This is a genomic window from Bdellovibrio sp. HCB288, from assembly GCF_047305935.1.
In the GTDB taxonomy this organism is placed as follows: Bacteria; Bdellovibrionota; Bdellovibrionia; order Bdellovibrionales; family Bdellovibrionaceae; genus Bdellovibrio.
On sequence record NZ_CP178619.1, the window covers coordinates 1,503,803 to 1,523,994 of the forward strand.

A 20,192-nucleotide genomic window follows, 5' to 3' on the forward strand; every position below is an offset into this window, starting at 1 on the left:
GATGATTGTCACCGGGGCTTTTTTATTTCTGAAGTCTCAGTAGAAATTTTTAGATGAAACGATGATTTAGCCAGCCCTTGTCCACAGCATTCTGGGCAAGCTCGGCTTCTGTTTTAAAGATTTTATCATCGCGGGAAGCGGCACTGACTGCTAAGCGCAGGTGAGTGGCGCTTTCGAGTAGATTGAAATCACCCATAGTGTTCCCGCTGGCTAGGAACGGAAGTTGGCCGCCAGTTTTAGCAAGTAATGCCTCGACTTTACCCTGGCGGTAAGTGATGACACCTTTTTGCTGGTCAGTGATTAGATCATTTTGCACTTCTGTTTCGACACCGATGATATTGTCGTACTCAAGCCCCATCAAAGATGCGCCACCCTCAACGGCCCATTTTATAGAAGCCGTGATCACATAGATCTTCACACCTTTGGATTGAAGTAACTGAATCAGTTTTCGCTGTTCAGAAAAAACAGGGATCGGAGCCGCAGCCTTAACCGCATCCTTGGCCCACTGCTGAACCTCAGCCAAAGATTTACCCTGACAGATTTGTGCCAGCCACAAATAGGCTTTGCGCGGATCCTCGGCCTTCATGTTTTCGTAGTGATTCCAAGGGTCGGCAGGCAAAGCGACCAGCTTGTTGTCGATCTGGTGGTGAAAAAAGGTCTCGCCCAAATCGATATCCCACAAAGTTCCGTCGGCATCGAAGGCAGCAACAGGATTTTCCTGCTCTTTCAAAACCTGGTCGAGTGTGTTGTTAATCGCAGCCCAAATGTCAGAGGAATAGTCTTTGTATTTCATCGGGTCTTAGTATGAAATAGATACGTCAAAATGACAAGGGAGCACGGTTCATGAGTCTTTACTGTCGCGTTATTCAGGCTGACGATTTACAAAGAATTTTAGATCTCGAAAATCGTAAACTTACGGAACAATATCCTGACGAGATGGAAAGAATGATCGCGCTTTGGAACTCCAAGCACCGCGTGGAAGCTTTGAATCATTACATCTCTTTGGGCTGGAGTTTCCTGGCTGAAGACCAGGAGTCGGGAACTTTGTTGGGTTATATGATTGCGCAACCGTTGCTGTTTTTGGATGGGCAAACGCAGACTTTGTGGGTTGAGCATGTGCAGTTTACGACTTTGCAGGCCCGCGACGAACTTTGTGAATTGGCCTATAAGCTGGGCCGCGAAAAACATCTGCAAAGAGTTTACTTCCCATCGGATAATGGTGTTCCAAATTCAGTAAAAGGATTTAAGCCCGCAACTTGGGAGCCTGGCACGCTAGCTGTAAAAACAACGAAATAGGATAAGGTATGAAGAATTTTTCCTTCGTGAATCGCATACAGAATTTGTCCAAAATGAAAACTCAGGAATTTGATCTTGTCATCATTGGTGGTGGCATTAACGGAGCCGGAGTTGCCCGTGACGCCTGTGCGCGGGGCATGTCTGTGGCCTTGGTTGAAACGCGGGACTTTGCTTCAGGAACATCTTCTCGTTCCAGCAAAATGGTTCACGGCGGGATTCGCTACCTTGAAAACATGGATTTCAAACTGGTGTTTGAAGCCCTGAACGAAAGAAATAAATTATTCGAAATGGCGCCGCACTTGGTGCATCCACTGCGTTTCATGTTGCCGCTGTATAAAGAAAGCCGCGTCGGCATGTTCAAGATGGGTCTTGGAATGTGGTTGTACGACATCCTGGCCTTGTTTCAATCGCCCGAAATGCATGAACGCCTTGATTCCAAAGAATCGATGGAGCGCATGTCGGCCCTTCGTGAAAAAGATCTGTTGGGTTCGTACATTTATTCTGATGGATACATGGATGATGACCGTCTGGTTCATGAAACTTTAAGATCCGCGAATGAAATGGGTATGGTCGCTGCGAATTATGTGGCGGCGACAGGTGCGGAGTTTGGAGCTGACGGAAAAATCACAGCGGTTCATTGCGAAGACCAGCTTAATAAAGAGAAATTTAAAATCCGCGGCCGCCATGTGATCAGTTCTGTGGGACCATGGACGGATCAATTGGGTGAGAGTCTGTTTAAGGACTGGAAGAAAATTCTTCGCCCAACCAAAGGCATTCATCTGACATTGCCGAAGCATCGTCTGCCGCTGGAATCAGCTGTCGTCATGGGTGCGGAAAAAGGCGATCGCATTGTTTTTGGTATTCCTCGCCATGAGATGATTATTATTGGAACAACAGATACGGACTTCAAAGAATCACCGGAAAATGTTTCGGTCACTCCTGAAGACGTGAAGTATCTTTTGGAGATCACCTCTCACTATTTCCCGGGTGCCAATTTGACAGCTCACGACGTGGTTGCGAGCTATGCAGGGGTGCGCCCGTTGGTGAATGATGGATCTTCTTCAGAAGGTAAAACCAGTCGTGAGCACACGATCATCGATGATCCGCGGGGCGTGACCTTTGTCGCTGGCGGCAAATACACGACGTATCGTCTGATGTGCCAACAAACGGTTTCCCACGCTCTGAAAAGTTTCACTGTGGAAGATCGTGCCAAGTTTGCCAAGAAAGACACTGCCGTTGCCTTGAATGAATATACCTCTGAAAGTGCTTACCATGAGGCTCGCGTGCTTGCGAGTGCATGGGCGCAAGAGTACGGTCGTCCGGCTGAAGACGTTGAAGCTTTGGCGCTGCGGTATGGGCGTGAAGCCGAAGTGATCCTGGGAAAATACGACTATAAATACAGTTACTGGCAGCTTGAAGCGGCGCAGGCTATCGACAATACGATGTGCCTGAATTTGAAGGATTTCTTCTCTCGACGAGTGCCGTTATTCCTAGCGGATCGCAATCATGGATTGAAACATCTCGATGAAATTGCGCAGGTTTTCCAAGAGAAACTGAGCTGGTCAGAAAAACGACTTCACGACGAGAAGCACGCGCTTTCAGAGTACATGGGGCACGAACTCGAATGGAAAAAACATTTCTAATTTGGTGTGACTTGAACTTGCCGGACTGGTCTTCATTCCGGCCTCATCGGAGTAGCGCGTCAAAAAACACTCGCCGAAGGGCCTAAATATCAGTATTGACTCTGCTTTTCAATCTCCCTAGACTTGTAGACGAAATCACACAATGAAATTTCCTTGAGAGAGATTCAGCATGAGTTTTTTTGACAAAGTACAAGACTATTTTTCCAATGATATCGCCATCGATTTGGGCACAGCCAACACTCTCGTTTACGTAAAGGGTCGCGGTATCATTCTTGATGAACCTTCAGTTGTAGCAGTTCAGAAGAACTATCGTGGTATGCAAAATCGCGTACTGGCAGTCGGTAAAGAAGCTAAGCACATGCTAGGCAGAACTCCAGGTTCTATCGTGGCAATTCGCCCAATCAAAGACGGTGTTATCGCTGACTTTGAAGTGACTCAATCCATGCTTAAATATTTCATCGGTAAATCTTTGGGCGAGAAAAAATCTTTCATCCGTCCTCGTATCATCATCTGCGTTCCTTACGGAATCACTCAGGTGGAAAAACGTGCGGTAAAAGAAGCTGCACAATCTGCAGGTGCTCGTGAAGTTTACTTGATCGAAGAACCAATGGCAGCAGCTATCGGTGCGGGTCTTCCGATCACTGAACCATCAGGCAACATGGTTGTCGATATGGGCGGTGGTACAACAGGCGTCGCGGTTATCTCTTTGGGTGGTATCGTTTACTGTAAATCCATCAAAGTAGCGGGCGACAAATTTGACGAAGCGATCATCAATTACGTTCGCCGTCAGTTCAACTTGTTGATCGGTGATAGAACTGCTGAAAACATCAAAATCCAAATCGGTAACGCATATCCATTCGAAGAAGAAAAAACGATGGAAATCAAAGGTCGTGACCTGGTTGCCGGTGCTCCGAAAACAATCGAGATCACAAGCTCTCAAGTTAACGATGCCTTGATGGATCCATTGTCTGAAGTGGTTGATGCTGTTCGTACCGCTCTTGAAAAGACTCCACCAGAGCTTGCTTCTGATATCGTAGATAACGGAATTGTTCTCACAGGTGGTGGTGCATTGCTTGCGAACCTGGACGTTCTTCTAAGAGAGCGTACTGGATTGCCGGTTTCTATCGCAGAAGATCCATTGAGCTGCGTAGTTATGGGTTCAGGCAAAGTTCTAGACCAATTGGACCTTCTCAGACAGCTGACAGTCGACTAACATAAGGGTCATTCTACTTATATTAGGAAGTACATGACCGAAGCCGACATTCAATCGATCGCCTTGTTTTTCTACTTTGCTTTACTAGATGACAGAAGGGCGATCGAAGCTTCAACTCAAGCACTAGCCCTTTGTCGGGATAAAAAGAAAAGAAATCCTGAACTTTCCAATCCTGTCGCTTTGGTAGCGGCAACCAAAATCACTTGGGACAAATTTAAAGTAAGAGTCACGCGCGGTCGTCCAAATACGACCGTTGAATCTGGCTGGCTAATTCCAGAAGGTGTTGATTTGGGGCCTTGGCGTGAGTTTCAGAAGACAGCCTCCGAGGACGAACTACTTACGGTGATCTGGTCAAAAATTTTGAAAATTGAAGACAATGATATTTCGGAAGGTCTTGGGATCACTCAAGGCACGATTCGCTATCGTTTGGGCCGGGCTTTACGCAAGCTGGGCACTATGACTCAAGGGATGGGTAAGCTAAAGCATGTCACAGCAAGAGGGTAAACTGACTCTTTCTAAAAAAGGCAAAAGGGAGATGTCTCCTTTTATCGGCCACGAGCTGCTTTATGACTATTTGTCCGGTGTCTTGGATGAAGAAAGAAAATTAGCCGTCGAAGATCATGTGAAGTTTTCGCGTGATGCTCAGTTGGATCTGAATAAAATCCAAAACGGCGAAGTTTATGCAAAACAGCTGGCAAGCACCATCGTTTCGCAACCGATTATCGAGCAAATAAATACGCCGTCCACTTACCTGACTGTACTGATGCAAAAATCAAATTTCGATCGCTGGCCTCAGGGTTTAAAATGGGGATTGGAAGCATTGGTTGTTGTGGGTGTGATAGTCACTCTGTTGACTGTGGCTCCTTGGCAAAAAGTTCTGCAAATCGGAATGAGTGGCGGCAGCAAAGAGGTCGTGCTTTCTGAAGTTAGCAAAACTGAAAAAGTCGCTCAGTATGAGGATAAGCCTCAATTCGTGGACGAAGAACCAAAAACAGACAAACCACTTCAAGTACCGAAACCAATGCCTACGGCAGAAGTGAAAGCCACTCCTGCGGCTACGGTGGCGGCAGTTCCATCTGTGGCGCCAACAAAAACGGCGACAACAGCGGCGGCGGCAGTCGCAAAAAACGAAGCTGAAGAGGATTCATCTGCTGTTGCTTCCGGTGGACACTTGTATCGTGGTGAAATTGCTCTGACCAATCTTTCAGTTGTTGGTCCTAAGATCACTGAAAAGATCAAAGAGCTGGGTGGTCGAAAAGCCGGTTCGGTAGAGCTGGGTTGGCAAAAATCACCGACATCCACTTATTATCACTTCACATTACCTGCGGCAAAATACCAGGATTTGACGAACTTCCTTGGTACTTACGGCAAAGTTAATCTGATCAAGGAAAAACATCCGCGCGTAATGCCAGACGGAATCATCCGTCTGATTATCACCGTGGACGAAGACAAAAAGTGAAAACCTTAAGACGGAAACCAAAGAGATCATTGCGTACGATTCTAATCGTATGGTCTCTTTTATTCTCCGTCGTGCCACTGGCCTTTGTTACGTACTATTCAATGGTCAAATATGAGAAGGCCATCGATCATGAGCTGACACAACGCCTGACGGGCAATGCCCGCGAAGTCGAGAACATCATCAATGAATTCAGAACCACATTGCAACAGCGTCGCGAACGCTACATGCGCGATCCAAGTTTGACTTATCACCTTGCGATGGGTGATGGAAACACGGTTCGCAACGTGGCGAGCACCTGGATTCGTGCGGACGACACTTCAAGTTTGACGTTTTTCAATCGCGAAGGACGCATGCTTGCATCGGTCTTTAAGGACGACAAAGGCGTTATTCGTAATTTCATGCCTGGCAAAGAAGCGGTTTTCCTTTCGGCCAAATACATGGAAGAGGTTAAGACCAAAGCAGACATCGGTGTTGCTGAATACAGTGATGGTCGCAAGCTGAATCTTATCGTGATTTCACAGGTGAAAAATAACAGCGGTCGTCTGATCGGTTACATGGAGCAAGTGATTGATTTGAATCAGGCCTTTTTGACTCGAATCAAAAATCGTCTGAAGCTGGAATTGATTCTGATTAAAGACAGCGGGGATCTGGTCGCAGCCAGCCATCCTGATTTCTATCTATATAAAAAAGGTTTCTTTAAAAACTATTTCCGCCCGGTCAAAGACGCGTTCTTTGATTTGAATGTCAGAGGCAATCCCTATGGATTTCTGGTTTACCCGGTGGATTGGGGCATTTCCAAATTCTATCTGGCTTTAGGTGCTTCAAAGAGTGAGTCCGCGGCAGTTCTTAGAAACGTAAATATCGCATTTATGACAGTCGTTGGGGCCGTGGTGTTGTTATTGATTATGACGATACTGGTAACATCAAATTGGGTTTTGAAACCATTGTATGACCTGGTGGCGGCGCTACAGTCATTCGAATCGCAAGAGCAGGCTGTCACCATCCCGGTTAAAAACGATACCGAAATTGGATTGCTGACTGAAAGTTTCAATGAAATGAGTAAGAAAATCTGGACGGCTCGTTCGGATCTTAGAAAAAAAATCACGGAACTTGAGTCTGCGAATCGTGAATTGAAAGATACACAAACCAAGCTGGTTCACTCTGCAAAAATGGTCAGCCTGGGGCAGTTGGTTGCCGGCGTGGCGCATGAGTTGAATAATCCAATTGGATTTATTTACTCCAACATGACTTATCTAAAAGACTACGGCGACAAACTGATCAAGTTGGTCGATTCCGCAGAAAAGGATCCATCCAAGCTTCCGGGTTTGAAAGAGGAATACGAGTTTGATTATATCGTAAAGGATATGCCGAAACTAATTTCCTCATGTCAGGATGGCGCTCGTCGCACACGCGATATTGTTCTTGGCTTAAGAAACTTCTCCCGCTTGGAAGAGGCGAAACTGCAAGAGATCGATTTGCATCAAAGCCTGGATACAACATTGAATCTGTTGCAGGGTGAAATCAAAGGACGTGTGGAGATTCATCGTCAGTATGAGCCGACGCCGCATATTCATTGTTATGCCAGCCAGATTAACCAGGTATTCATGAACATTTTGTCCAATGCGGTTCAGGCCATTGATGGCGCTGGGCATGTGTGGATTTCCACGATGCCATTGAAGGACTATAAGTCAGGCAAAGACAGCAGAAGCAAAGCGGGTTGGGTGCAAATCTCAATTCAAGACAGTGGTAAAGGAATGAGTCCCGAGACCATCGATAAAATATTTGATCCATTCTTTACGACCAAAGGTGTGGGGCAGGGAACTGGTTTGGGGCTGAGTATTTCCTATGGAATCGTGCAAAATCACGGTGGAGAAGTACAAGTTAGATCTGAGGTGGGTGTGGGTACCGAGTTTATCGTGATCCTGCCGGTCTATCCGCCAGTTCAGGAAAAAGGCATTCCTGAAACAAAGCAAATCTAAGAGCGAAAACCTTTAAAAACAAGACGTCCCAGCCGATACGTTAATTGATGGCACAGGAAAAATCTCAAAATGATAACAACAAACTTTTAGCACTGCTCCTGTTTTTGGGTGCGGGTCTGCTGGTATTGTTGTCGTTGGGAACTGAGTCAGATAAAAAGGCGACTTCGGCCGCTGTGAAAAATCCTGCCATGGAAAAATCAGTAAATCGCCATCTGATGCTGACCAACGAGCAAATCGAATTTCAGCGTCGCCGTATGGAGATTGAAAACTCTGCCGCGTCTGATTTTAACAGAACCAAACCCCAAGCCACATATAATCCGGATGATTCTGGATTGGATCTTTCCAATGATTCCAAATCTGCTGAAACTGCAAATTTGTTAGGACGCGGGGAGCGTGGTGAAGGTGTTCCAATGAATCCTCATGATGTGATTCAAAGGGAACTATTCAATGCCGAGCAGGATGCTGCTTATACGGAAGCATATAAAAAAGAATACGCCCGTCAGTTTGTGGAGAACGCAGCCAAGGGCGGTTACAATGTTATCCTGGATGATCAATATCGTGTCCGCAAAGTGACACCGCTCAATCGTAAACCGGGCACCGTCGATATCTTCAATGCTGACGGTGGCGCTGTTCAGTAGTTTCTAGCGTTAATCCCAACGCGAGCTCTTTTTCAAATTCTTAAAAAATCCATGATCAGCCATGCTGTAGTAATTCTTTTCGCTAAGAATCAAATGGTCGAGTAAAGGAATCTGAAACAGTTTGCCGCAGGCATGCATTTTTCGGGTGATGGCAAAGTCCTGAAGTGATGGTTCAAGACTGGAGCTTGGATGATTATGTGCCATCATGAAAGAACTGGCATTTTTCTGAATCAGAAAACGAAACACATCTCGAGGGTGGACAGGGCAATAGTCCGCGGTGCCGCGGAAAATCATCTCTTTGGAAATAACCCGCAATTGAGGACTCAACGCAACGATCCACAATTCTTCTGCATAGGGGTTGATATGTGTCTTCAGTATTTCAAATGCATCTGAACTACATGTAATTTCGGTCATGCGTCGAGATTTGTGCATCATTCATACTGATCTCATTCGCTCATTGCCGTACAGCGACGAACGAATAATGGACAGCGTTCGTGGGGCATACGGGCAGGACTTGCGTGTGGCGATGGCTCGGCATAGACTTGTCGAGGAATATAAGGGGTATCTTTATGATCAAGAGTTTCCTAGTTACTGCAATGGCTGTTTCAATGTTGGCACTTGCCAGCTGCGGTCCAAAAGCTTTCACCAAAGGTGATTATGATGATGTTAGCAGAGAAAATCTGTTGAACGATCAATGGTCTGAAACCGACATGCAAAAAGCTGTTCAGGATTTGGTTGCAAGCGCAATGCAGTCACCTGCAATTTCTCAAGCTAAAAGAACACCAGTTGTTATGGTGACGGGTTTGCAGAATAAAACCAGCGAACACATCGACACTCAAAGCATCATGGACATGATCCGTGTTGAGTTGATGAAAACTGGCAGAGTGGGTTTCATCGATAAAGAAGCGCGTGGCGATATCGCTGACGAATACAATTATCAAAACTCTGGTATGACAAGTGCTGAATCCAAAAAAGGTCCAGGCGGCCAGGTTGGCGCGGACTTCATCATCAATGGACGTTTGGATTCCATCGTTCAGGAAGTCGGCAAAGACAAGTCTGTGTACTACAAACTGACTTTGAATTTGACGAACCTGAAAACAAGCATGATCACTTGGTCTGATCAAAAACAAATCCGTAAAGTATTTAAGAAAAAATCAATCGGGTTGTAATGACTATTTCCATCAAAAGACTCACAGGATCTGTGGGTCTTTTTTTTATTCTGCTGCTTTCCGGATGCGCCACTTATCAGGGTAAGGTGGACAAAGCCCGTACATATCTGGTTTCCGGGGATTCCGACAAAGCACTAAAAGAACTTGAGCCGCTGGCAAACACCGCTGATGGAGATCAGTTGGTTTACTTGCTGGATTATGGCGTTGCCTTGCAGGTTGCCGGTAATATTCCTGAAAGTAATACAACATTGCTGCGTGCCGATCGCTTGTCAGAACAAGTGGATTATCAATCAGTTTCACGGGTGGCAGGGTCTTTGGCGCTAAGCCAGGAAATGGTTCAGTATAAAGGCGATACTTTTGAAAAGATCTTCATCAACGCGTATCTGGCGATGAACTTTTTGGAAATCGGCAAGTTGGATGACGCCTTGGTGGAGGCTCGTCGAATCAATGAAAAATATCAAAAGTACCGCCAGGAAGAAAAACAGAAATTTGAGCTGAACCCATTCAGCAAATATCTGTCAGCGCTTATTTGGGAAGCGGATCGATCCTATGATGACGCCTATATCGCGTACCAGGAAACCTACAAATTGGATCCGACCATTCCGGATATTGGTGCTGATCTGATTCGTTCCGCAAAACTGGCGCGTCGTCCGGATGCTTACAAAGATTGGAAAAAAAAGTTTCCCGAAGTGAGCGAAAATCCCGACTGGTATAATAAGTCCATGGGGGAGCTGGTAATTATTTACCAACAGGGCTGGGGGCCGCGAAAATATGCCGCTCAGAATGAGTATCGTCTTCCGGCGTTGTACCCCACGCCAAGTATAGCCAAGTCATCTCGCCTGACCATTGATGGCGAAGGATCTTATCAAAGCCATGTCATTTATGATGTGCAAGCTGCCGCGATTAAAACTTTGAATGATGATCACGGAATTTTGATTGCGAAAAGGCTGGCCGGAATTGCAACCAAGGCGGTTCTTGCGGACCAAGTTCGTCAGCAGAATCAACTTTTGGGAGATCTGACTTTTCTGGCCATGAATCTGGCAGACCGTGCTGATCTTCGTCAGTGGTCAACTCTTCCTCAGACAATTCAAATTATCCGGGTTCCATTAAAAGCCGGCGAGTACAAATTCAATCTTGAAGGTTTGGACGTAGCGGGCAATCCGATGGGCGAAGCCCTGTACAATAAAAAAGTCGTGATCAAGCCAGGTCAGAAAAACTTCATCGTCTGGCGTTCAGTAAAATAGGACACTGGCAAAAAAAAAGGCCCAGCCTAAGCTGAGCCCCTTTAAACTATTCTGTCGAAACAGAATTAGTTATTCAAACCAAGAGATGAACCCGGAAGATTCGGAGTTTCTTCGTCTTGTTGAAGACCTGGAAGAACAGTCGCTTTTTCAGCAGCTACTTTAGCAGTAGTGTCTGTGTTGTAGCGAGTTGCAGCAGTAGCAACGCGGTTTTCCAAGTTTTGTTTCATTTCCGCAGACGCATTTTCAACAACTGTGTTTACTTGTTGCTTAGTCATGTAGTCTTGAGGGAATGCACCAAGTTTAGCTAGGTAGCCAGAAATGCTGCCGTTGCCATTTTGGATGATTTCACGAAGTGTGAAAAGAGGAGCGTATTGAGATGCTTTCTTTTCAGCTTCAAAGATGATCTGAGTCAAAGTTGCAGCAGTGATATCGTTTTTAGATTTATTATCGATAACCATTACTTCTTCGTTTGTACGAATCATTTTAGCGATGTCGTCCAAAGTCACGTAGCAGCTTTGTTGTGTGTCATAAAGTTTACGATTCTGATAACGCTTGATGATCTTAACTTTAGAGTTTGGCTTAGATGTCATTGTTTCGTTTTGGTTGATCAAAAGTGCCTCCCAATTTGAAATTTACCCAAAATATCCAATGAGATATGTGCTAAAGTATTCAGCACGTCCCCCTGTCGATGGGCGCAACCTATCCCCGGTGCCATGCCTTGTCAAGCGGTCCTCAGATCAAAAGAAAAGACTCTAGGCGTTAAAAAGGACCTAAATGAGAAAGGGCACAAGTTTAAACCCTTGTTTGTTTTTTGCACATCTTTCTAAGACCTTTGTCTAAAGTTTTCTTTTAAAGCCTCCGAAACGTAATAAAGGTCGATCACGTTGCGGGTGGTAATTTAATGAAACATGAGAAAAAACAAGAGTTTAAGTCATCAGGAGTTTTGACTTTACTGGGGCTGGTGGGCTTCTCGGCTACCATCATTGCCTCCCCCTGGAACCAGTCCGCACAAGACGCCGAGACCAAAGCCGCTCTGCAGAAAGCAGAGGTCGTGGGTTACCAAGTTGTACAAATTTATCGCGAGGCGACAAAGGTTTCTGCGCTGCCGAAAGTGTCTTCTGGAGGCCGTTTGCCGGCTTCAGTGGCCCCTGCAGCTGAACCTTTAGACAGCCTTCGTGAGACCGGAACGATGGGAACTGACCCTTGGGGTCAGCCATATCACTACCGCGTGCTGCCAAATGCAGAGCGAAGTTCGAATATCCGTATCGTAGTTTGGTCATCAGGTCCGAACTCCAAAGTGGAAAGCAAAGCTCTCGAAGACGAAAACACGAAAGTCACCGGCCAACCCAGCTTCGGCGGTGATGATGTCGGAGTGGTCTTGAGCATGACTCAGAACTAGACTTTCCCTCCCTGTCCATGGGTCGTGTTATTGACCCCGTACATCAAGATTTTTCCACATCGCACCGAACAGCCTAGTGACCAAGGAGATCCCATGCTTCTGATTACTAGGACCGGAACAATCGCAACGCTTCTACTTTCTCTGACTGCGTGCGCGACTTTCACGTCACAAGATTCTGATAAAGCACCTTATTATGAGGCTTCCTTTAACGATCGCAACAGAGCACCGGCATCATTAACTCCTCCTCCGATTAGCACAAAAGATGGACAAGCGACTCTTGATCCACTCTACATGCGCACTCAAGCAGACTATTATTTTGCAATGGGTGAGGCGTATGCTTTGGAAGGCAATGCCAACAAAGCAATTGAGTCATTCAAGATGACCTTGGTTTACGATCAGAACTCTCCAACTGTGAACATGCGTTTGGCTGCAGAGTTTTTGAAGCTGGGCATGATCTCTGAGTCTTTGGCTCAGGCAGAAGAGGCCACAAAGAAAGATCCAAAAAATATCGATGCACACTTGTTGCTGGGAGGATTGTATTCTTCCATGAAGCTGTATCCGAAAGCGATGGATCAGTATCAGCAGGTTATGAAGCTTTCGCCGACGAACACGGAAGCTCCTCTGTACATTGGTGCTTTGTATTCTGAGCAAAAGCAATCCGACAAGGCCGTGAAGTACTTTGAATCTTTGTTGAAGAATCCAGAGTACGTGACGCCATACCTGGCTCACTACTACATCGGCCGCGTGCGCATGGAGCAGCCGGAAGAGAAATATCAAAAAGCAGCAGAGCAATCCTTCAAGACAGCGTTGAAACTAAAATCTGACTTTGCAGACTGTGTGCTGACTTTGGGTATGTTGTATTCAAAACAAAAACAGGATGAAAAAGCCCTGACTTTGTACCGCACTTACCAAAAGGAAAACACTCCAAGTCCGAAAATAGCGGACGTTTTGGCGCAAACATACATCGAGCAGGGTCGCTACGATCTGGCTTATGATCAACTGGAAGTGTTGGAGCAAAACTCTGACGAGCCATTGAACATCAAAATGAAAATGGCGCTGATCTTGATCGAGCAAAAACGCTACGACGTGGCGGTGAGCAAGCTTGAGGAGATTCTTAAGGACGCTCCGGAGTCAGACAAAATCCGTTTCTATCTTGCAGCAGTTTATGAAGAAACCCGTCAGGCGGAAAAAGCGGTTCGTGAGTTTAAGAAAATTCCAACAACAAGCCAGTACTACGGCGAATCTGTGGTGCATGCGGCTTACCTTCTTAAGGGGTTGGGTCGTTTGAACGAGGCGATTGAGTTGGCGGCGAGTGGTTTGAAAGAACGCGCGGATCAGCCACAAGTGTATGCGATGTATGCTTCTTTGCTGGATGAAAAAAACGATGTTAAGACTGCAGCAAAAGTATTGGAGCAAGGTCTTGCGAAGTTCCCAGAGAACGCACAATTAAGATTCTACTTTGGAACTATCAATGATCGCCTGGGTAACAAGGACATTGTTGTCTCTGAAATGCAAAAGGTTCTGGAGTTGGATCCAAACCATGTACAAGGTATGAACTACCTGGCTTTCACATGGGCGGAAATGAACAAGAATTTGGATGAGGCGGAAAAACTGGCTCGTCGTGCAATCGAACTTGAACCTAAAGATGGCTATGTGCTGGATACTTTGGGTTGGATCCTGTACAAGCAGGATAAAGTTACTGAATCAATCAAGTACCTTGAAGCAGCACACAAATATCAAGGCACAGTCAGCATTATTGCTGAGCACTTGGGTGATGCATACTACAGACAATCCATGGTTGATAAAGCGAAGAAAATGTATCGCAAAGCTGCGGACCTGGAAACCGACAAGCAAAAGGTTCAGGAAATTCGCGCTAAGATCACAGCTATTGAAAGACAAGAAATGGGTTCTCCAAGATTGCCAGCTTCCACTAACACAACACCTGTGGCAGCGGATAGCTCGGCAAAATAATTCCTTGGTCGGAAATTTGGAGAATCTTAAAGCCCGCCTCGGTGGGCTTTTTTATTTTTTATCGAAGGCGTTTTTTTTCTTCATCTGCATGTACAGGTAAAAACAAGTAAAGAACATCAAGGGTAATGCCAGGATCAGTCCGTAGCCGCGCAAGTACGTCGCGATGACCAAAGCGGCTGCGATAACCAGAGTGGCAGCAACATAAGGCCCCAGATTTCTAACTGAACTCAAGGCGGAACGATCCAGCGACTTGGCAATTCCCTGATGAGTTTCAAGTTGCAGATTCAATCCGTGAGTCAGGATGAAATAGAAGAACACGCCCAAAGACATCAAGCCAAAGCCCGCAGGCAATGCTTGCGCGACAGGTTGCGGACTGTGAATGATGCCAAATGCAGAGCCCATTAGAATTCCGGTAGGCATCAGAATCACAGCTGTTACCAGCCACGAAACCCATTCTTTTTGCAAATGAGTAAAATCACGCTCCCAGCGGCCTTTTTGCAAACGCAGATTTGCCAGCTCTTGAAAAATCAAAAGTCCCACGGATATTAAAAGTGCGCCGATGACGGGAACAATCTGAGAGAAAAAGGTAAATAGTGTAGCAAGGACTCCTAATATTAGGCTGTCCTTCCAATTTGTGCGGAACATGATCAAAGCTTGTTTAACTGATTGCATTTCCCTATGCTAAGGGAATGAAAATTCTTTGGCGACAATTAATATCATTGATGCAGGGTCTTTCAATTCTAATTGCGGCACTACTATTAAATGCCTGTGCAACGAAACCAGCTGTTGAAGGACCGTTGGTGAAGGCCGAGTGGCAAACCAAAGCAATGATTCGTGACATGAAGGCCAACAAGAGTCAGTCCGTGTCTATTGATATGCTTGCGATCAAGAACCAAAGGGTTCGTCTGGATGTCACGGCGATAATGGGATTCCAGGTGGCATCATTGGTTATGTCTCCCAAAGAAATTGCTTATGCCATCTATCCCAGAAAAGAATTCTATTACGGAAAGAATTCTGAAAAGTCCATAGAGCGTATAATCGGGTTGAGTTTGCACCCAATGAATTTGGCCAATATCGCATTTGATGAACCTGTGCGCGGCCCAGGTTGGACTTGTGAACAAGATATCTCCAAATTGATTAAGAGTTGTGAGAATCAACAGCGCTCTATTCGAGTTGACTGGAAAGATAGAACAGAAGGACAGAAGAAAGTTGTAATTACGGCTCCGCAATTTGAAATGCAGTGGCTGTTTAAAGCTCCCCAGACCGAGGTCCAGTTCAAACCAGAAACATTCACTCTGAAACAACCTGATGGTTTCAAGGCAATACAAATAAATTAAAAAACTCGTTAACCGTCTAGTATTGAGGCATAATCTAAGGAAGGTAGGTGTGTCACAAGTCACCGGGGAGAGTATTATGTCCTCTAAGATTGACCTTCACTCGCTGATCAGCAACTGGCAGAACTCCAGCGTCAATGCTAAAGAACATTGGAGCGGTACTTTCTCTGAGTACTTGGATCTCGTCAAAGCTAATCCAAAAATAACCAGAAATGCTTATCAACGCATGTTCGACATGATTATTGAAGAAGGTACGGAAACGTACCTTGATTTCAAAAAAGAAGTCGTGCGCTATAAGTTTTTCAGTGACCAATTCAACAACGGCAAAGACGCGGTCTTCGGACTTGATGTGCAGTTGATGAAACTGGTGAATGTGCTGAAATCCGCCTCATTGGGTTACGGTACTGAGAAACGTGTGATCCTGCTTCACGGACCGGTGGGAAGCGCAAAGTCCACGATCTGCCGCATGCTGAAAAAAGGTTTGGAGAGATATTCTCACCAGCCGCAGGGTGCGCTTTATACTTTCGAATGGATTGACGAAAAAAATGAACTCAAAGGTTTGTTGGGTAAAGACGTAAAAGTTTTCCCTTCGCCAATGAATGAAGAGCCGTTGCTTTTGATTCCGGAAGAAATGCGCAATTCCCTTTATGAGCAAATCAACAAGGGACAGGAAGGCTCCTTCCGTGTGCATGTGGATGGTGAGCTTTCGCCTCCATCGCGCTTTATCTTTAAACATTTGATGGAGCATTACGATGGCGATCTGATGAGCGTGCTAAAACACGTGCGTGTAAGACGTCTATTCGTTTCCGAAGCTGATCGCATTGGTATCGGTACATTCCAACCTAAAGACGAAAAGAATCAGGACTCCACAGAGCTTACTGGTGATATCAATTACCGTAAGATTGCTGAATACGGATCTGATTCGGATCCTCGTGCATTTAACTTTGACGGGGAGTTCAACGTTGCTAATCGCGGTATGATTGAGTTCGTCGAGGTTTTGAAACTTGATGTGGCCTTCCTGTATGACCTGTTGGGAGCATCACAGGAACACAGAGTTAAGCCTAAGAAGTTTGCGCAAACTCATATCGACGAAGTGATCATTGGTCACACCAATGAGCCCGAGTACCGTCGTTTGCAAGACAATGAATTCATGGAAGCCCTTCGTGACCGTACGGTTAAGATCGACATTCCGTATATCACTCGCTGGAAGGATGAGATCAACATCTATAAACGTGATTTCAACTCCCAGAAAGTGCGCGGTATTTCCATTGCCCCTCACACTGTAGAGATGGCGGCGATGTGGGCAATCCTGACTCGCCTGGAGAAACCGAAGAAAGCAAATCTGACTCGATTGCAAAAATTGAAACTATATAATGGTAAAACGCTTCCGAATTACACTGAAGACAACGTGCGTGAGCTTCGTAAAGAAACTCAGCGTGAAGGTCTTGAGGGTATTTCCGCTCGTTATATCCAGGATAAACTTTCCAATGCACTGGTAAATGCGCAGCAATCCAATAAAGGTTCCGTGAATCCGTTCATGGTCTTTAAGGAATTGGAATCAGGTCTTAAGAGTCACTCGCTTCTTTCAAACGAAGAGCTAAAAGCGGAATACAAAGAGCTTTTGGGTGTCGTGATGCAGGAATACGAAGAGATCATCAAGGCGGAAGTACAGCGTGCGATCAGTGCTGACGAAAGTGCGATGGCAAGATTGTGCTCGAACTATATTGATAACGTAAAAGCCTACACTCAAAAGGAACGCGTTCGTAACCAGTTCACTGGGAATGACGAAGAGCCGGATGAGCGTTTGATGAGGTCGATCGAAGATAAGATCGAAATCCCAGAATCCCGTAAAGATGATTTCCGTCGTGAGATCATGAATTACATCGGTGCTTTGGCTCTTGAAGGCAAGAAATTCAACTTCAAGATGAACGAACGCCTGCACAAGGCAATTGAGTTGAAGCTTTTTGAGGACCAAAAAGATTCAATCAAGCTTACAACCCTTGTCAGCAATGCGGTTGATAAAGATACGCAAGAAAAGATTGATATCGTTAAAACGCGTCTTATTAAAGACTTCGGTTACGATGAGATCTCTGCGACGGATGTTCTGCATTACGTTGCAAGTATCTTCGCCCGAGGCGATGTGAAAAGTAGATAACAATGGCAATACGGGAAGATCAAAACCGATTTAGAGATATCGTAAAGGGGAAGGTCAAAGAAGACCTTCGCAAGTACGTATCGCAAGGTGAAATGATTGGGAAGAGGGAGGATGAGTACGTCAAAATCCCACTTCCACGCATTGATATTCCCAATTTCCGTTACGGTCCCAAGCAGTCTGGTGGTGTCGGCCAAGGTGAAGGCCAACCGGGCCAGGATGTTGGTGATCCAGGCGAAGGCGGGCAAGGTCAAGCGGGCGAGGCTCCTGGCGAACACATGGTGGAAGTTGAGCTTTCGATGGAAGAGCTCGCTGAAATCCTCGGCGAGAAGTTACAATTGCCACGCATTGAACCTAAAGGTCATAAGAATATCGATTCTTTAAAGACGAAATTTACGGGTATCGCGCCGGTGGGACCTGAGGGACTTCGTCATTTTAAATCTTCATATAAAAGCGCATTGAAACGTCAGATCGGTTCAGGAACCTACAACGCGGAAGAGCCGCTGGTGCTGCCGATCCGTCGGGATATGAAGTACAAGTCCTTTAAAAAAGTGAATCAGCCACAAACTCAGGCGGTCATCATTTATATGATGGACGTATCGGGCTCGATGGGTGAGGAGCAAAAGGAAATCGTTCGACTGGAAAGCTTCTGGATCAACACGTGGCTTAAGAAACATTATAAGGGTCTTGAGACTCGTTTCATTATCCATGATGCTGCCGCGAAAGAGGTCGACGAGGATACTTTCTATAGAACAAGCGAATCGGGCGGTACTTTGATCAGCTCTGCCTACAAGCTTTGTCAGGAGATCATCCAAGCGGATTATCCAACGAATGAATGGAATATTTATCCCTTCCACTTCAGTGACGGAGATAACTGGAGCGGCGAGGACACGCGTCTTTGTGTGAAGATGCTGCAGGAGTTCTTCCTGCCTAACTGTAACGTCTTTGGTTATGGCCAAGTCGAAAGTAAATACGGCAGTGGTCAGTTTTTAAAAGACTTACAAAAGGAATTCGGCGAGGACGAACGAATCACTCTCAGCCAAATCGAAAGCAGAGACAAGATTCTGGATTCTATCAAAGACTTCCTTGGCAAAGGTCGCTGATTAACCGCGACGTCCACTTCAATAGTCCTATTAGGAAGGGCAACCACCCTTTGGAGATGAGGAATCATGGCAAACTTAACCCCGGAATTAGAAGCAGAACGAAAGCGCATTTGCCAGATCGCCAAGGATGCGGGGCTGGATTGCTTCGAAACTATTTTCGAGTTGATCACTTATGATCAGATTTCTCAGTTTGCTGCCTATGGCGGGTTTCCAGTCAGATATCCTCACTGGAAATTCGGTATGGAGTACGAGCATCTTTCCAAGAGCTACGAATACGGTCTTTCAAAAATCTATGAAATGGTGATTAACACGGATCCTTGCTACGCATACCTGATGGAAGGCAATGCGATGATGGATCAGAAGCTGGTGATGGCTCATGTGTACGGTCACTGTGACTTCTTTAAGAACAATATCTGGTTTTCAAAAACAAATCGTAAAATGATGGACCAAATGGCGAATCACGCGACAAGAATTCGTCGCTATATGGATCGTTATGGTCAGGATACAGTCGAAAACTTTATTGATGTTTGCCTAAGTCTGGAAAACCTGATCGATCGTTATTCTCCCTATGTGGAAAAGTCTGTGACTAAGTCGCAACCTCCACCGCAGGAAAAAAATTATCTGTTGAAGGTGGAGCGCGACTACATGCGCGACTATATCAATCCGCCGTCCTTCGTACAGGAGCAAAAAATCAGAGCGCAGAACGAGGCCGAGGAGAAAGCTCAGCGCTTTCCGCAGGAGCCGGAAAAGGACGTCCTCAATTTCTTTATTCATCACGCACCCCTGGCTGATTGGCAGGTGGATGTTTTGACCATTATCCGGGACGAAGCGTACTATTTCGCTCCTCAAGGTATGACCAAAACAATGAATGAAGGCTGGGCTTCGTATTGGCACTCAAAGTTGATGACGACCAAGATCTTAAATGATTCCGAGATTATCGACTTTGCAGATCATCATGCGGGAACGATGGCTATGGCTCCGAACGGTTACAATCCCTACAAAGTGGGCATCGAACTGTTCCGTGATATTGAGGAGCGCTGGAATAAAGGTCAATTCGGTCGCGAATTCGAAGAGTGTGATGACGTGAAAGAGCGCAAACACTGGGATAAAAAATTGGGACTTGGGCGCGACAAGATTTTTGAAGTTCGTAAAGTATGCAATGACGTGACTTTCATCGATCAATTTCTGACCGAGGATTTTTGTGTCAGAAATAAATTGTTCGTTTATAAGTTCAATAAGAAAACACAGAAGTTTGAAGTCGATACCAGTAACTTTAAGGCGATCAAGTCTCAGTTGCTGTTCCATATGACTAACTTCGGGCAGCCGATCATTCGTATCGAGGATGCAAACTTTGAAAACAGAGGAGAGTTGTTGTTGAATCACCTTCACGAGGGTATCGACATGCAACCTGACTTCATGAGTGAAACGTTGAAGAATGTTTACAAGCTTTGGAATCGTCCGGTGAACATCGCGACGATTATGGATGAAACACCACAGCTTTTCAGATTCGACGGAAAAGAGTATACTCAGCACAAATTAAGCGGAGAGGGGCCATCCCCGAATCCCGCAACTGAGGAGAGCTCTGGTTAGTT

At 45.7% G+C, this 20,192-nt stretch carries 19 protein-coding genes; 15 read left to right on the forward strand and 4 right to left on the reverse strand.

The window, feature by feature from the left end:
• Nucleotides 1–49: 49 nt before the first annotated feature.
• A complete protein-coding gene (locus ACLVWR_RS07295) occupies nucleotides 50–793 on the reverse strand; it encodes an HAD family hydrolase (protein WP_413583166.1) in 744 nt (247 codons plus the stop codon).
• A gap of 50 nt (nucleotides 794–843) precedes the next feature.
• Here ACLVWR_RS07295 and ACLVWR_RS07300 point away from each other — a divergent pair, with 50 nt between their 5' ends.
• From ACLVWR_RS07300 to ACLVWR_RS07330, 7 genes are all read left to right on the forward strand, one after another.
• Complete coding sequence (locus ACLVWR_RS07300; RefSeq protein ID WP_413583167.1) at nucleotides 844–1,296, forward strand: hypothetical protein; 453 nt, start codon at nucleotides 844–846, stop codon at nucleotides 1,294–1,296.
• An 8-nt stretch (nucleotides 1,297–1,304) separates the two neighbouring features.
• Entirely contained in the window at nucleotides 1,305–2,939 is a 1,635-nt protein-coding gene (locus ACLVWR_RS07305) for a glycerol-3-phosphate dehydrogenase/oxidase (protein WP_413583168.1), read from the forward strand.
• A gap of 169 nt (nucleotides 2,940–3,108) precedes the next feature.
• Nucleotides 3,109–4,152 (forward strand): rod shape-determining protein, encoded by a 1,044-nt coding sequence (locus ACLVWR_RS07310; RefSeq protein WP_340598353.1) that lies wholly within the window; start codon nucleotides 3,109–3,111, stop codon nucleotides 4,150–4,152.
• A gap of 33 nt (nucleotides 4,153–4,185) precedes the next feature.
• On the forward strand, nucleotides 4,186–4,656 hold the full coding sequence (locus ACLVWR_RS07315; RefSeq protein ID WP_340598354.1) for a hypothetical protein: 471 nt from the start codon (nucleotides 4,186–4,188) through the stop codon (nucleotides 4,654–4,656).
• Nucleotides 4,637–5,611 carry a zf-HC2 domain-containing protein gene (locus ACLVWR_RS07320; RefSeq protein ID WP_413583169.1) on the forward strand — a complete coding sequence of 325 codons (975 nt, stop codon included), beginning with the start codon at nucleotides 4,637–4,639 and terminating at the stop codon, nucleotides 5,609–5,611. Before ACLVWR_RS07315 ends, ACLVWR_RS07320 begins: the two co-directional genes overlap by 20 nt.
• Nucleotides 5,612–5,640: 29 nt before the next feature.
• Entirely contained in the window at nucleotides 5,641–7,590 is a 1,950-nt protein-coding gene (locus ACLVWR_RS07325; protein WP_340598357.1) for an ATP-binding protein, read from the forward strand.
• Nucleotides 7,591–7,637: 47 nt separating this feature from the next.
• Nucleotides 7,638–8,228: a hypothetical protein gene (locus tag ACLVWR_RS07330; protein ID WP_413583170.1), complete on the forward strand. Its 591-nt coding sequence runs from the start codon at nucleotides 7,638–7,640 to the stop codon at nucleotides 8,226–8,228.
• A 9-nt stretch (nucleotides 8,229–8,237) separates the two neighbouring features.
• Here the strand turns inward: ACLVWR_RS07330 and ACLVWR_RS07335 are convergent, their stop codons facing one another.
• Nucleotides 8,238–8,663 (reverse strand): JAB domain-containing protein, encoded by a 426-nt coding sequence (locus tag ACLVWR_RS07335; protein ID WP_413583171.1) that lies wholly within the window; start codon nucleotides 8,661–8,663, stop codon nucleotides 8,238–8,240.
• A gap of 134 nt (nucleotides 8,664–8,797) precedes the next feature.
• Here ACLVWR_RS07335 and lpoB point away from each other — a divergent pair, with 134 nt between their 5' ends.
• On the forward strand, nucleotides 8,798–9,397 hold the full coding sequence (gene lpoB / locus ACLVWR_RS07340; protein WP_340598360.1) for a penicillin-binding protein activator LpoB: 600 nt from the start codon (nucleotides 8,798–8,800) through the stop codon (nucleotides 9,395–9,397).
• Nucleotides 9,397–10,641 (forward strand): COG3014 family protein, encoded by a 1,245-nt coding sequence (locus ACLVWR_RS07345; RefSeq protein WP_413583172.1) that lies wholly within the window; start codon nucleotides 9,397–9,399, stop codon nucleotides 10,639–10,641. The genes lpoB and ACLVWR_RS07345 overlap by 1 nt, the downstream gene beginning before the upstream one ends.
• 65 nt (nucleotides 10,642–10,706) lie before the next feature.
• Here ACLVWR_RS07345 and ACLVWR_RS07350 read toward each other — a convergent pair whose 3' ends face one another.
• Nucleotides 10,707–11,252: a polyhydroxyalkanoate synthesis regulator DNA-binding domain-containing protein gene (locus ACLVWR_RS07350; protein WP_088617236.1), complete on the reverse strand. Its 546-nt coding sequence runs from the start codon at nucleotides 11,250–11,252 to the stop codon at nucleotides 10,707–10,709.
• 290 nt (nucleotides 11,253–11,542) lie between these two features.
• Here ACLVWR_RS07350 and ACLVWR_RS07355 point away from each other — a divergent pair, with 290 nt between their 5' ends.
• Both ACLVWR_RS07355 and ACLVWR_RS07360 read left to right on the forward strand, forming a co-directional pair.
• Nucleotides 11,543–12,040, forward strand: coding sequence for a hypothetical protein (locus tag ACLVWR_RS07355; protein ID WP_413583173.1), 498 nt, complete (start codon nucleotides 11,543–11,545; stop codon nucleotides 12,038–12,040).
• A gap of 93 nt (nucleotides 12,041–12,133) precedes the next feature.
• Nucleotides 12,134–14,011 carry a tetratricopeptide repeat protein gene (locus ACLVWR_RS07360; protein ID WP_413583174.1) on the forward strand — a complete coding sequence of 626 codons (1,878 nt, stop codon included), beginning with the start codon at nucleotides 12,134–12,136 and terminating at the stop codon, nucleotides 14,009–14,011.
• A 51-nt stretch (nucleotides 14,012–14,062) separates the two neighbouring features.
• Here the strand turns inward: ACLVWR_RS07360 and ACLVWR_RS07365 are convergent, their stop codons facing one another.
• Nucleotides 14,063–14,683: a hypothetical protein gene (locus ACLVWR_RS07365; protein ID WP_413583175.1), complete on the reverse strand. Its 621-nt coding sequence runs from the start codon at nucleotides 14,681–14,683 to the stop codon at nucleotides 14,063–14,065.
• A gap of 17 nt (nucleotides 14,684–14,700) precedes the next feature.
• Here ACLVWR_RS07365 and ACLVWR_RS07370 point away from each other — a divergent pair, with 17 nt between their 5' ends.
• From ACLVWR_RS07370 to ACLVWR_RS07385, 4 genes are all read left to right on the forward strand, one after another.
• Nucleotides 14,701–15,348, forward strand: a complete 648-nt coding sequence (locus ACLVWR_RS07370) for a hypothetical protein (RefSeq protein ID WP_413583176.1) — start codon at nucleotides 14,701–14,703, stop codon at nucleotides 15,346–15,348.
• Nucleotides 15,349–15,424: 76 nt separating this feature from the next.
• Nucleotides 15,425–17,500, forward strand: a complete 2,076-nt coding sequence (locus ACLVWR_RS07375) for a serine protein kinase (protein WP_340598367.1) — start codon at nucleotides 15,425–15,427, stop codon at nucleotides 17,498–17,500.
• Between the two features lie 2 nt (nucleotides 17,501–17,502).
• Nucleotides 17,503–18,600 (forward strand): DUF444 family protein, encoded by a 1,098-nt coding sequence (locus ACLVWR_RS07380; protein ID WP_340598368.1) that lies wholly within the window; start codon nucleotides 17,503–17,505, stop codon nucleotides 18,598–18,600.
• Between the two features lie 66 nt (nucleotides 18,601–18,666).
• Complete coding sequence (locus tag ACLVWR_RS07385) at nucleotides 18,667–20,190, forward strand: SpoVR family protein (protein ID WP_413583177.1); 1,524 nt, start codon at nucleotides 18,667–18,669, stop codon at nucleotides 20,188–20,190.
• Nucleotides 20,191–20,192: the final 2 nt, after the last annotated feature.